The organism is Salmonella sp. GDC200615, assembly GCF_050574145.1.
GTDB classification, from domain to species: domain Bacteria; phylum Pseudomonadota; class Gammaproteobacteria; order Enterobacterales; family Enterobacteriaceae; genus Salmonella; species Salmonella enterica.
Window position 1 is genome coordinate 1,863,474 of sequence record NZ_CP192247.1, and the last position, 12,517, is coordinate 1,875,990.

The 12,517-nt window shown below is 49.2% G+C and carries 13 protein-coding genes; 8 read left to right on the plus strand and 5 right to left on the minus strand.

Annotation, left to right across the window (positions count from 1 at the left end):
- Positions 1-33: 33 nt before the first annotated feature.
- From csgG to csgD, 4 genes are read right to left on the minus strand one after another with little or no spacing between them, the layout of a single operon-like run.
- On the minus strand, positions 34-867 hold the full coding sequence (csgG, locus tag ACQ29O_RS08750) for a curli production assembly/transport protein CsgG (RefSeq protein WP_001137620.1): 834 nt from the start codon (positions 865-867) through the stop codon (positions 34-36).
- Between the two features lie 26 nt (positions 868-893).
- A complete protein-coding gene (csgF, locus tag ACQ29O_RS08755; protein ID WP_001264073.1) occupies positions 894-1,310 on the minus strand; it encodes a curli production assembly/transport protein CsgF in 417 nt (138 codons plus the stop codon).
- A 26-nt stretch (positions 1,311-1,336) separates the two neighbouring features.
- Positions 1,337-1,732, minus strand: a complete 396-nt coding sequence (gene csgE / locus ACQ29O_RS08760; protein ID WP_000833307.1) for a curli production assembly/transport protein CsgE — start codon at positions 1,730-1,732, stop codon at positions 1,337-1,339.
- 4 nt (positions 1,733-1,736) lie between these two features.
- Entirely contained in the window at positions 1,737-2,387 is a 651-nt protein-coding gene (csgD, locus tag ACQ29O_RS08765; RefSeq protein ID WP_000481515.1) for a biofilm master transcriptional regulator CsgD, read from the minus strand.
- Positions 2,388-3,141: 754 nt separating this feature from the next.
- Here csgD and csgB point away from each other — a divergent pair.
- The 6 genes from csgB (at position 3,142) to ACQ29O_RS08795 (ending at position 6,983) form a co-directional block, all read left to right on the plus strand.
- Positions 3,142-3,597, plus strand: coding sequence for a curli minor subunit CsgB (csgB, locus tag ACQ29O_RS08770; protein ID WP_000791658.1), 456 nt, complete (start codon positions 3,142-3,144; stop codon positions 3,595-3,597).
- Positions 3,598-3,638: 41 nt separating this feature from the next.
- A complete protein-coding gene (csgA, locus tag ACQ29O_RS08775; RefSeq protein ID WP_000771416.1) occupies positions 3,639-4,094 on the plus strand; it encodes a curli major subunit CsgA in 456 nt (151 codons plus the stop codon).
- Between the two features lie 61 nt (positions 4,095-4,155).
- The gene (gene csgC, locus ACQ29O_RS08780) at positions 4,156-4,482 is read left to right on the plus strand and encodes a curli assembly chaperone CsgC (protein WP_000557256.1); all 327 of its coding nucleotides are present in this window, start codon (positions 4,156-4,158) and stop codon (positions 4,480-4,482) included.
- A gap of 130 nt (positions 4,483-4,612) precedes the next feature.
- Positions 4,613-4,933, plus strand: coding sequence for a type 1 fimbrial protein (locus ACQ29O_RS08785; protein ID WP_000111257.1), 321 nt, complete (start codon positions 4,613-4,615; stop codon positions 4,931-4,933).
- Positions 4,934-5,020: 87 nt separating this feature from the next.
- Positions 5,021-5,560 (plus strand): O-acetyl-ADP-ribose deacetylase, encoded by a 540-nt coding sequence (gene ymdB, locus ACQ29O_RS08790; protein WP_000203944.1) that lies wholly within the window; start codon positions 5,021-5,023, stop codon positions 5,558-5,560.
- Positions 5,496-6,983 carry a phospholipase D family protein gene (locus ACQ29O_RS08795; protein ID WP_000976323.1) on the plus strand — a complete coding sequence of 496 codons (1,488 nt, stop codon included), beginning with the start codon at positions 5,496-5,498 and terminating at the stop codon, positions 6,981-6,983. Before ymdB ends, ACQ29O_RS08795 begins: the two co-directional genes overlap by 65 nt.
- Positions 6,984-6,999: 16 nt before the next feature.
- Here ACQ29O_RS08795 and mdoC read toward each other — a convergent pair whose 3' ends face one another.
- On the minus strand, positions 7,000-8,154 hold the full coding sequence (gene mdoC, locus ACQ29O_RS08800; RefSeq protein WP_000100071.1) for a glucans biosynthesis protein MdoC: 1,155 nt from the start codon (positions 8,152-8,154) through the stop codon (positions 7,000-7,002).
- 271 nt (positions 8,155-8,425) lie between these two features.
- On the opposite strand from mdoC, the gene mdoG reads away from it, so the two are divergent.
- Positions 8,426-9,961: a glucans biosynthesis protein MdoG gene (gene mdoG, locus ACQ29O_RS08805; protein ID WP_001562609.1), complete on the plus strand. Its 1,536-nt coding sequence runs from the start codon at positions 8,426-8,428 to the stop codon at positions 9,959-9,961.
- Positions 9,954-12,497 (plus strand): glucans biosynthesis glucosyltransferase MdoH, encoded by a 2,544-nt coding sequence (gene mdoH, locus ACQ29O_RS08810; protein ID WP_045161535.1) that lies wholly within the window; start codon positions 9,954-9,956, stop codon positions 12,495-12,497. Before mdoG ends, mdoH begins: the two co-directional genes overlap by 8 nt.
- Positions 12,498-12,517 lie beyond the last annotated feature (20 nt).

The window sequence follows — 12,517 nt, forward strand, 5'->3', positions numbered from 1 at the left end:
CGTGGGGTTCTTCCCCACGCTTTGTCGTATTCATCAGGATTCTGGCGGTACTGACAGCTCACGGTATTTCACCAGAATATCATTTTGCCTGTCCGCTTTATTCTGCAAATCCCACAGTCCGCGATCGATACCATCATTAATGAGGAAGATAACGCCGGTTTCAATGGCTGACATCAGACACAGCATCACCGGTTCGTTCGAGGTATAGCCGATTTCGCCTTCCAGTAAGCGCTGGTAATCAATAAAACGGAACACGCCTGCCTGTACTTCATAGGAAAGGATTGTTTTACTGGTGTTCACCGAAGAAAGGATCTCGCCTGTACTGACGTTAACCACGCGCAGGTTGACAGCAATCTGATCCAGCTGATACTGCGTATCGGCGCCAATACCGAAATATCTTGCGCCGACCCCGCCGGATTTGACGTTACTTTCATAACCAATAATAGAACCTTCCACCATAATATTTGCCGCCGTCAGCGACTGAAGCGGGATACGGTTATTCATCGCCACGGTGCCGTTTTCCTGGGCTGCGCGAATAATTTTCCGTTCATTCAAAAGATTCTGTAAGCCTTGTCGTTCCAGCGGGATAAACCAGCGCGAATCTTTCAGCGCAGTGACCAACATAGCGGTGGCGCTCTGCGGCACAGCCGTAGAAAAGTTACTTGCCGGGTAAGGTTTAAATTGGCCCGTTTCATCCTGAATGTTATATACCGAAACAAAGATCTTACCGGTGGGAGCAGGTAAGTGCGTCAAATCTTTGTAACTTTGTGCGCGGGGCATTAATGTCGGTTTCGCAGCTTGTTTCGGCGGGGCAGTTAAGCATCCGCTCAACAATAAAACGGCAACCAAAATAAGTAAGCGCGGCATGATTTATATCCTTTAGTGACTGTAGCTTAAAAATCGGTTGACTGAGTTTGTAAACCTGACACTTCGATGGTCGAGGTTCTTCCCGTTTTTCTGTCCGTGACGTTGAGCTGGAGCTGTCCGTCGCGATTAGCGATATCGATAATAAAATCGTTGGTCACCATACGTCCTGGTTTCCCGGTATTAATATTGGTCAACAAGCCGCCCAGAATTTGCGATTGAATAGCCTGCGTAAAGTTATCCAACGCTGAGGGGGTTTCGATACCAAAATCGTTATCATAAGCGGGGTCTTTATATGAATTTTGCGCCTGGGCGCTATTCAATAAAAAGGAACCGTTATTGGGGTTTCCACCAAAGTTAGGATTACGGAACTGGAACGTCATATTTCCAGCCCAGGTTAATGGCGAAAAAAGCATGAGCAGCACTACTGCATGTTTAACACGCATGACAGCCTCCGGATAAAAATCATGTTTTAGAATTCATCACGCGCTAAATCACTCGTACTTAATAGCGTTTGATCTATTTGTCGGCGATTTAATGCTTCCTCTGTTTGCGCTAATGCGAAGACGACGGTTTTCTCGAAGTCTCTTTTCATTGGAAATAAAAAGGTCTGGAAAATAACGTCCTGATTTACCGTTATGGTGATCCAGCTTCCCCAACGCGCACTGGGTCTTTCATTAATGGTCAGATTGCCGGTGTATTCGCTTTCCCATTTGTCGCTGAATGCACGATAGAATTCATGTCCTATCGAAGAGACGGTATGGTCGGTTAACAATCCGGGAACCTCGACTTCAACTTCATTGGCATGCAGGTTTCCGGTAGCGAACAGTAACTCTGCTGCTACAATCCAGGTCAGATAGCGTTTCATGGCCTTACCGCCTGAGATTATCGTTTGCCCATGAAACTGCCTGGGTGCGATTTTTGACAGCTATCTTTTTGAAAAGATTATAAAGATGTGTCTTAACCGTATTCTCGCTGATAAATAGCGACCTCGCGATTTCATTATTAGAGGCACCAATACGTAACTTATTGAGGATCTCTTTTTCGCGATGAGTGAGTAATGCGGACTCGGTGCTGTTGTAGCGGTAATTTCCTGAGTGCGTAATCAGGTAACTGGCTAATTTTTGTGAAAAATAGCATTCGCCACGCAGAATACCCTGTAATCCGCTGACCACGTGTTCCTGGTCTTCAGTGGCGTAAAACACGCCGTTAATATGAGGCCAGTTTTCAATTTCACGGTAGGGATAATCGTCAGGGATATTTAACAATAATGTTTTTATATTATTGTTTTTGCGGCTTAAATTATCCTGCCAATAGTGGATAAGCTTCTTATCCGCTTCCATCATATCCATTAAAACAATGCAACCGGCTGAGATATCTTCCAGAGAACGTTGAATATTATGCAGTTTTCCGGTTATGGCCAGCGATTGCTTTAAATGTTGCAATAATGCCGTAGCTTGCAGAGATGGCTTTGTGATCAACAATAGTGTGTGACCATGACTACTATGGACTTCATTAAACATGATGAAACTCCACTTTTTTTAATCGCACATCTGACAGCTGCCCCCATAAAATAAAGGCACCAGAAGTACTGACAGATGTTGCACTGCTGTGGGTTGAAATAGCCCATTATCCAGAAAGAGAAAAATATTTACGAAAATACTTTTAACTGTTTTCAATCTAGCCATTACAAATCTTAAAGCAAGTGTTAAACTTGTAACAAGATGTAAAAATATATATTAAAATGTTGTTTTTGGGTTTTTTTGAAGTTTAGATTTGATAGTAAAGTTGTACATTTCGCTGTTATTGCATAGATTTAAAAAATCATACAAATTATAATAATTCATTGATTTTTAATCATTTTAATTATTGTGTGTCATGTTTTGATTTTATTTTTTCTTAAAATTTGAGACGAGGCATTAACCTGGACAGCACAAAGACAAAAAAAACGAAGTGTGTCACGTCTTGTGCGTATTGCCCCCCATAGGAAGCATAAGAACATCCCCATGGCGGCATAACACACACCAACACTTCATTTTTTGGGTTCGCGATACACTATCTTCTATGGCCAAAAATCAATTATAAAAAATCACATGGCTATCGTTTTATTAGCACTTTGGTATGAGCTTAAATAACAAAATACCACGCGTGGGTGAGTTATTAAAAATTTTTCCACGGACATACTCTTCATCGTAACGACGCGTTAACAAAAAACGCATGTCGCTAACAAGGTAATAGATAATTTTCGCTATGTACGACCAGGTCCAGGGTGACAGCATGAAAAACAAATTGTTATTTATGATGTTGACAATACTGGGTGCGCCTGGGATTGCAACCGCGACAAATTATGATCTGGCTCGTTCAGAATATAATTTTGCGGTAAATGAATTAAGCAAGTCTTCATTTAATCAGGCGGCCATTATTGGTCAAGTCGGCACGGATAATAGTGCCAGAGTACGCCAGGAAGGATCAAAACTATTGTCCGTTATTTCACAAGAAGGAGGAAATAATCGGGCGAAAGTCGACCAGGCAGGGAATTATAACTTTGCGTATATTGAGCAAACGGGCAATGCCAACGATGCCAGTATATCGCAAAGCGCTTACGGTAATAGTGTGGCTATTATCCAGAAAGGTTCTGGAAATAAGGCCAATATTACCCAGTACGGTACGCAGAAAACAGCAGTTGTAGTGCAGAAACAGTCGCATATGGCTATTCGCGTCACCCAACGCTAATACCGTTACGACTTTTAAATCAATCCGATGGGGGTTTTACCATGAAACTTTTAAAAGTGGCAGCATTCGCAGCAATCGTAGTTTCTGGCAGTGCTCTGGCTGGCGTCGTTCCACAATGGGGCGGCGGCGGTAATCATAACGGCGGCGGCAATAGTTCCGGCCCGGACTCAACGTTGAGCATTTATCAGTACGGTTCCGCTAACGCTGCGCTTGCTCTGCAAAGCGATGCCCGTAAATCTGAAACGACCATTACCCAGAGCGGTTATGGTAACGGCGCCGATGTAGGCCAGGGTGCGGATAATAGTACTATTGAACTGACTCAGAATGGTTTCAGAAATAATGCCACCATCGACCAGTGGAACGCTAAAAACTCCGATATTACTGTCGGCCAATACGGCGGTAATAACGCCGCGCTGGTTAATCAGACCGCATCTGATTCCAGCGTAATGGTGCGTCAGGTTGGTTTTGGCAACAACGCCACGGCTAACCAGTATTAATTTAGCGTCTGCGCTAATAAAAAAACAGGGCATAAGCCCTGTTTTTTTTCGGGAGGAAATTATGCATACTTTATTGCTCCTTGCCGCACTTTCAAATCAGATTACGTTTACCACGACTCAGCAAGGCGATATTTACACGGTGATCCCTCAGGTCACATTAAACGAACCCTGCGTCTGTCAGGTGCAAATTCTCTCTGTGCGCGACGGCGTCGGGGGACAAAGCCATACACAGCAAAAACAAACGCTATCTTTACCTGCTAATCAACCGATTGAGTTGTCTCGTCTTAGTGTAAATATATCTTCAGAGGACTCGGTTAAAATTATTGTTACTGTTTCGGACGGACAATCACTGCATTTATCACAACAATGGCCGCCTTCTGCACAGTAGTTTTTGATGGTGGCGGAAATGGATTGGCTGACCTGGGTATAAAGAGGCGATAAAAGCGTCTCATCGTCTCGGCATGTCGCTATAAGGTAACGCCGAACCCTCGAGGATGACTGATCATTGAGGAGTTAACATGTCCGTAATCAAGAAAAATATCCCTGGCATAGGCCTGTGTATCTGCGCTTTTTTTATCCATTCTGCGGTAGGGCAACAAACGGTACAGGGCGGCGTTATCCATTTTCGCGGCGCGATTGTTGAGCCACTGTGCGATATTTCTACTCATGCCGAAAATATTGATTTAACCTGCCTGCGCGAAGGTAAAAAGCAAATGCACCGGATTGACCTTCGGCAGGCATCTGGATTACCGCAGGATATTCAGTCCATTGCGACGGTGAGGCTGCATTATCTCGATGCGCAAAAAAGCCTGGCGGTGATGAATATTGAGTACCGTTAACGGCGGTGTCATAGATATAAAAAGAGCGACTCTGTTGAAAGCCCTGCTGTACACTTTGCAGATAAGGTGAGACAAAAGGGGGGGGTTATGACATCACGTCTTCAGGTCATACAGGGTGATATCACTCAACTTAGCGTCGATGCGATTGTGAATGCCGCTAACGCATCATTAATGGGCGGCGGTGGCGTAGACGGCGCGATTCATCGCGCGGCGGGGCCGGCATTGCTGGACGCCTGTAAACTCATCCGTCAGCAACAGGGCGAATGTCAGACGGGACATGCGGTTATCACGCCTGCTGGCAAGCTTTCGGCAAAGGCGGTTATTCACACAGTGGGGCCCGTCTGGCGAGGCGGCGAACACCAGGAAGCTGAGCTACTCGAAGAGGCATACCGGAATTGTTTGCTGCTTGCCGAGGCGAATCACTTTCGTTCCATCGCTTTTCCGGCAATCAGTACCGGCGTTTATGGCTATCCACGCGCCCAGGCCGCTGAAGTCGCCGTCAGGACGGTTTCAGATTTTATTACCCGTTACGCTCTGCCTGAACAGGTATACTTTGTCTGTTATGATGAAGAAACTGCCCGGCTTTACGCAAGATTACTTACTCAGCAAGGCGACGACCCTGCCTGATAAAACACGCCTGGAGCGTGCCGTTGAACCGCTATGCGCGCGCCATCCCGGAGAGTGCGGCATTCTCGCGCTGGATAACAGTCTGGACGCTTTTGCCGCCCGCTACCGCCTGACCGAAATGGCGGCGCGGACGCTGGATGTGCAGTATTATATTTGGGAAGACGATATGTCCGGGCGACTGCTCTTTTCGGTACTGCTGTCGGCGGCGAAGCGCGGCGTTCATGTTCGTCTGCTGCTGGATGATAACAATACGCCTGGTCTGGATGATACGTTGCGCTTGCTGGATAGCCATCCTAATATCGAAGTTCGTCTGTTTAATCCTTTCTCTTTTCGTACGCTACGCGCGCTGGGATATTTGACGGATTTTGCGCGGCTGAATCGGCGGATGCACAATAAAAGTTACACTGCCGACGGCGTAGTGACGCTGGTCGGTGGGCGCAACATCGGCGATGCCTATTTCGGCGCTGGCGAGGAGCCGCTATTTTCCGATCTGGACGTGATGGCCATTGGCCCGGTGGTCAATGATGTCGCCAATGATTTTGAACGTTACTGGCGCTGTAGTTCAGTGTCGACATTGCAGCAAGTATTATCCCTTTCTGAGCAGGAACTGACGCAGCGTATCGAACTTCCCGAATCCTGGTATAACGATGAGATCACCCGCCGTTATCTGCATAAGCTGGAAACCAGCCAGTTTATGGCGGATCTCGATCGCGGAACGTTGCCGCTGATTTGGGCAAAAACACGCTTGCTTAGCGATGACCCTTCTAAAGGCGAGGGGAAGGCGCAGCGCCATTCGCTTCTTCCGCAGCGATTATTTGACGTGATGGGGTCGCCGACGGAGCGTATCGACATTATTTCCGCTTACTTTGTCCCTACGCGCGCAGGCGTGGCGCAGTTGCTTAATCTGGTCAGGAAAGGCGTGAAGATCGCCATCTTAACTAACTCTCTGGCGGCCAACGATGTGGCGGTCGTTCACGCAGGGTACGCGCGCTGGCGCAAGAAATTACTGCGCTATGGCGTGGAGCTCTACGAACTGAAACCGACCCGCGAACATGAAACCGCCGTACATGATCGCGGACTCACCGGGAACTCAGGTTCCAGCTTACATGCTAAAACGTTCAGTATTGATGGTAGTAAGGTGTTTATCGGGTCGCTTAATTTTGATCCCCGTTCAACGCTTTTAAATACCGAAATGGGCTTTGTCATTGAAAGTGAAACGCTGGCGACGCTTATTCATAAGCGTTTTACGCAGAGCCAACGCGATGCGGCCTGGCAACTGCGGCTGGATCGCTGGGGACGAATTAACTGGATCGATCGTCAGCAAGAAGAGGAAAAGGTGTTAAAGAAAGAGCCCGCTACGCGTTTCTGGCAGCGAGTTCTGGTACGGTTGGCGGCAATTTTACCTGTGGAATGGTTGCTGTGAACCCGCGCGCGGAAAACTACCCGATCGCGGCGCGGCTTTCTTGTTTTACCGGCGGTTTACCTGAAAAGAGAAATTTCAGGAGCGGGATGCGTAAATGAATTTCATACAGAATTAACGCAATACCCATGACAAATATCAGCCCACACAAGAACCCGATCAGGTTGGAGGAGATATGCGGCGTAATATACGCACCAAAGAAAAGCGTTAAGGGATGATGCACCAGATAGATAAACAGCGAAGCATTCACGAAATAGGTGACACGCGCGGACTGGAAGTTTAACAAGCGATGCCCCAGTGAGAATACCACGTTCACCATCCACAGCCCCATTACCATCGTAATCACGGATTCGGTTTCGTACATCCAGGCGTCGCCGCTCCCATAACGTTGATTCAGCAGATACGCGATAAAAGCAACGGCAGCGCCTAAAGTGCATCCGCGTGAGGGCGTGGTGAAGCGCGCTTTCAGATCGGGGTGAATGAAGGCCAACGCACCGAGAATAAAAAACGGCACATAAAATAGCGTTTGCATCACAATAAAATTGAACATGCCGTCACTGAGGATTGCTGGATATACGATGAAAATAATGCGCCTGATAGCGGCGTAAGCCATCCCCAGCAGGAAAAAAATAAGCGAAAGCCTGACCAGTGAAATAGCGGCGGGACGAGGCTTGCTTGTTTCCTGCCTTTTTTGGAACCAGGTAAAAATCCCGATGCTGACAGTGGTTAATATCACCAGCACCAGTAAAAACCACAGATGTGAAATGAGTTCCCACGCTAACGTATTATATTTTTCATAGGCAGAGAGTGTAGGCCAGTTCTCTGTTTTCTCTTTGACATATTGCAACAGGATAAATTGCGGCAAGGTAAGCAAAGGGATTGCGGTAAGCATGGGAATACCCACACGTTCTACCCGTACTTTCCACCAGCGTTTTAACGGATAACGTAAAAACAACATGTACGAAAAATAACCAGAAATAACAAAAAACACCTGCATACGAAAAGCGTGGATAAAATCGTTAAACAGAGTTAGCCACCACGATGGCGTGGCGCTATTGACATGCCAACTGTGAGTGGAATAGATCAACGAGATATGAAAGGGAATCCCTAACAACATCAGCCATGCGCGGATAGAGTCAAGAAAATATTCACGCGGCGCGGGTACAGAGCTCATATAAGGTCACGTATTCTCAGATTTTTCACCTTATCCATAAGGCGAATTATAGTTACATTCGGTAGCAACCCTACACCAACTCCGACAACCTGTCTCCAGGATAAGCACGCAAAGTGAAAACAGGCGCGGGAGGTGCTTAATCCATGAGCCAGCGCGCTGAACAAAGCCTGGATTCAGTTGTCGTAATGCCTGATTATCCATTAAAATGGATCGGATCGATATAAGCACACAAAGGGGGAAGTGCTTACTTATTATGAAACATAAACGACAAATGATGAAAATGCGTTGGTTGGGCGCAGCTATTATGTTAACGCTCTACGCATCATCGAGCTGGGCGTTCAGTATTGATGACGTGGCAAAACAAGCTCAATCTTTAGCCGGGAAAGGCTATGAGGCGCCTAAAAGCAACTTGCCCTCCGTTTTCCGCGACATGAAATATGCGGATTATCAGCAGATCCAGTTTAACAGCGATAAAGCCTACTGGAACAACTTAAAGACCCCTTTTAAGCTCGAATTTTACCATCAGGGGATGTACTTCGATACGCCGGTCAAGATTAACGAAGTGACGGCGACGACGGTCAAAAGAATCAAATACAGCCCGGATTACTTCAATTTTGGCAATGTTCAGCACGATAAAGACACGGTAAAAGATTTAGGCTTCGCCGGGTTCAAAGTTCTGTACCCCATCAACAGTAAAGATAAGAACGACGAAATCGTCAGTATGCTTGGCGCCAGCTATTTCCGCGTTATCGGCGCAGGCCAGGTATATGGCTTATCTGCGCGCGGCCTGGCGATTGATACCGCCTTACCATCTGGTGAAGAGTTTCCCCGCTTTCGCGAGTTCTGGATTGAGCGTCCAAAACCCACCGATAAGCGTTTGACCGTCTATGCATTACTGGATTCTCCGCGCGCGACCGGCGCTTACCGTTTTGTGATCATTCCTGGCCGCGATACCGTGGTGGACGTGCAGTCAAAAGTCTATCTGCGCGATAAAGTGGGCAAGCTGGGCGTTGCGCCATTAACCAGTATGTTCCTGTTTGGGCCAAACCAGCCGTCGCCGACGACCAACTATCGTCCGGAACTGCATGACTCGAACGGCTTATCCATTCATGCGGGTAATGGCGAGTGGATTTGGCGTCCGCTGAACAATCCAAAACACCTCGCTGTGAGCAGCTATGCAATGGAAAACCCTCAGGGATTCGGCCTGTTGCAGCGTGGTCGCGAGTTCTCGCGCTTTGAAGATTTAGACGATCGCTACGACCTGCGTCCAAGCGCCTGGATTACCCCGAAAGGCGACTGGGGCAAAGGTAAGGTTGAACTGGTTGAAATTCCGACCAATGATGAAACCAACGATAACATCGTCGCTTACTGGACTCCGGATCAACTGCCGGAACCGGGTAAAGAGATGAACTTCAAGTACACTCTGACCTTCAGCCGCGATGAAGATAAACTTCATGCGCCGGATAATGCCTGGGTGCTGCAAACACGCCGCTCAACGGGCGACGTTAAACAGTCGAATCTGATTCGCCAGCCCGACGGCACTATTGCCTTTGTGGTGGATTTCGTTGGCGCCGACATGAAAAAACTGCCGCCGGATACGCCTGTCGCTGCGCAAACCAGCATTGGCGATAACGGTGAAATCGTTGACAGTAATGTACGCTATAACCCAGTCACTAAAGGCTGGCGTTTAATGCTGCGCGTGAAAGTCAAAGACGCGAAGAAAACCACGGAAATGCGTGCCGCATTGGTGAATGCCGATCAGACGCTAAGTGAAACCTGGAGCTACCAGTTACCTGCCAATGAATAAAACAACTGAGTATATTGACGCACTGCTGCTTTCTGAACGTGAGAAAGCGGCATTGCCGAAAACTGACATCCGCGCCGTGCATCAGGCGCTGGATGCCGAGCATCGGACTTACTCGCGAGAAGACGATTCACCGCAGGGTTCCGTAAAAGCCCGCCTTGAACACGCCTGGCCGGATTCATTGGCGAAGGGGCAGTTAATTAAAGATGATGAAGGGCGCGATCAGTTGCAGGCTATGCCAAAAGCGACGCGCTCTTCGATGTTTCCCGATCCCTGGCGAACCAACCCGGTTGGCCGTTTCTGGGATCGTCTGCGTGGGCGGGATGTAACGCCGCGCTATGTTTCTCGTCTGACAAAAGAAGAGCCGGCGAGCGAGCAAAAATGGCGTACCGTCGGCACTATACGCCGCTATATTTTGTTAATTTTGACTCTGGCGCAAACCGTCGTCGCGACCTGGTATATGAAGACCATTCTGCCTTATCAGGGATGGGCGCTCATCAATCCTATGGATATGGTGGGGCAGGATATTTGGGTCTCTTTTATGCAGCTCCTGCCCTACATGCTGCAAACCGGTATCCTGATTCTGTTTGCCGTGCTGTTCTGCTGGGTGTCAGCCGGATTCTGGACGGCGCTGATGGGCTTCCTGCAACTGCTTATCGGGCGCGATAAGTACAGCATCTCCGCGTCTACGGTTGGCGATGAGCCCCTCAATCCGGAACACCGGACGGCGCTGATCATGCCTATCTGTAATGAAGACGTTAGTCGCGTTTTCGCCGGTCTGCGCGCGACCTGGGAGTCCGTTAAAGCCACAGGCAACGCCGCGCATTTCGACGTCTATATCCTTAGCGACAGTTATAACCCGGATATCTGCGTGGCGGAGCAAAAGGCGTGGATGGAGCTTATCGCGGAAGTGCAGGGCGAAGGCCAAATTTTTTACCGTCGCCGCCGCCGCCGTATGAAACGCAAAAGCGGCAATATTGACGATTTTTGCCGCCGCTGGGGCAATCAGTACAGCTATATGGTGGTGCTGGACGCGGACTCAGTGATGAGCGGCGAGTGTCTGAGCGGCTTGGTGCGCCTGATGGAAGCGAATCCAAACGCCGGGATTATCCAGTCTTCGCCGAAAGCGTCGGGGATGGATACTCTGTATGCCCGCTGCCAACAGTTCGCGACCCGCGTCTATGGGCCGCTGTTTACCGCCGGGCTGCACTTCTGGCAGTTGGGGGAGTCGCACTACTGGGGGCACAATGCCATTATCCGCGTGAAGCCGTTTATCGAGCACTGCGCTCTGGCGCCGCTGCCGGGAGAAGGTTCGTTCGCCGGATCGATTCTTTCCCACGACTTTGTGGAGGCGGCGCTAATGCGTCGGGCAGGGTGGGGCGTCTGGATTGCCTACGATCTCCCCGGCTCCTATGAAGAGCTGCCGCCAAACCTGCTGGATGAGCTTAAACGCGACCGCCGCTGGTGTCACGGCAACCTGATGAACTTTCGTCTGTTCCTGGTGAAAGGAATGCACCCGGTGCATCGCGCCGTGTTCCTGACGGGGGTAATGTCATATCTGTCCGCGCCGTTATGGTTTATGTTCCTCGCGCTTTCTACCGCGCTGCAGGTCGTTCATGCGTTAACAGAGCCGCAATATTTCCTTCAGCCGCGCCAGCTTTTTCCGGTCTGGCCGCAGTGGCGTCCGGAACTGGCAATCGCGCTGTTTGCATCAACGATGGTGCTGCTGTTCCTGCCGAAGCTGCTCAGTATTATGCTGATCTGGTGTAAAGGCACCAAAGAGTATGGCGGTTTCTGGCGCGTTACGTTGTCGCTGTTGCTGGAAGTGCTGTTCTCCGTGTTGCTGGCGCCGGTGCGTATGCTGTTTCATACCGTGTTTGTGGTCAGCGCGTTCCTCGGCTGGGAAGTGGTCTGGAACTCACCGCAACGCGACGATGATTCTACGCCGTGGGGAGAAGCCTTTATGCGTCACGGCTCTCAACTGCTGCTGGGGCTGGTCTGGGCGGTGGGTATGGCGTGGCTGGATTTCCGCTTTCTGTTCTGGCTGGCGCCGATTGTCTTTTCGCTGATTCTGTCGCCATTTGTTTCGGTGATCTCCAGTCGTTCAACGGTAGGATTACGCACCAAACGCTGGAAGCTGTTCCTGATCCCGGAAGAGTATTCGCCGCCTCAGGTGTTGGTCGATACCGATAAATATCTGGAGATGAATCGCCGCCGTATTCTGGACGATGGCTTTATGCATGCGGTATTTAACCCGTCGCTTAATGCGCTGGCGACCGCGATGGCCACTGCGCGTCACCGCGCCAGTAAGGTGCTGGAAATAGCCCGCGATCGTCATGTGGAGCAGGCGCTAAACGAAACGCCGGAGAAACTGAACCGCGATCGGCGTCTGGTTTTGCTCAGCGATCCGGTGACAATGGCGCGTTTACACTATCGGGTCTGGAATGCGCCAGAGAGATACTCTTCCTGGGTAAACCATTATCAGTCTCTCGTCCTGAATCCGCAGGCGTTGCAGGGACGAACATCGTCAGCGAGATAAGGTCTTCAGGTCTGGAGTGA

Bases quoted from the DNA above. Each gene is read 5' to 3' on its own strand.
- csgG (WP_001137620.1), bottom strand. From the start codon at position 867: ATGCCGCGCTTACTTATTTTGGTTGCCGTTTTATTGTTGAGCGGATGC.
- csgF (WP_001264073.1), bottom strand. From the start codon at position 1,310: ATGCGTGTTAAACATGCAGTAGTGCTGCTCATGCTTTTTTCGCCATTA.
- csgE (WP_000833307.1), bottom strand. From the start codon at position 1,732: ATGAAACGCTATCTGACCTGGATTGTAGCAGCAGAGTTACTGTTCGCT.
- csgD (WP_000481515.1), bottom strand. From the start codon at position 2,387: ATGTTTAATGAAGTCCATAGTAGTCATGGTCACACACTATTGTTGATC.
- csgB (WP_000791658.1), top strand. From the start codon at position 3,142: ATGAAAAACAAATTGTTATTTATGATGTTGACAATACTGGGTGCGCCT.
- csgA (WP_000771416.1), top strand. From the start codon at position 3,639: ATGAAACTTTTAAAAGTGGCAGCATTCGCAGCAATCGTAGTTTCTGGC.
- csgC (WP_000557256.1), top strand. From the start codon at position 4,156: ATGCATACTTTATTGCTCCTTGCCGCACTTTCAAATCAGATTACGTTT.
- ACQ29O_RS08785 (WP_000111257.1), top strand. From the start codon at position 4,613: ATGTCCGTAATCAAGAAAAATATCCCTGGCATAGGCCTGTGTATCTGC.
- ymdB (WP_000203944.1), top strand. From the start codon at position 5,021: ATGACATCACGTCTTCAGGTCATACAGGGTGATATCACTCAACTTAGC.
- ACQ29O_RS08795 (WP_000976323.1), top strand. From the start codon at position 5,496: ATGATGAAGAAACTGCCCGGCTTTACGCAAGATTACTTACTCAGCAAG.
- mdoC (WP_000100071.1), bottom strand. From the start codon at position 8,154: ATGAGCTCTGTACCCGCGCCGCGTGAATATTTTCTTGACTCTATCCGC.
- mdoG (WP_001562609.1), top strand. From the start codon at position 8,426: ATGATGAAAATGCGTTGGTTGGGCGCAGCTATTATGTTAACGCTCTAC.
- mdoH (WP_045161535.1), top strand. From the start codon at position 9,954: ATGAATAAAACAACTGAGTATATTGACGCACTGCTGCTTTCTGAACGT.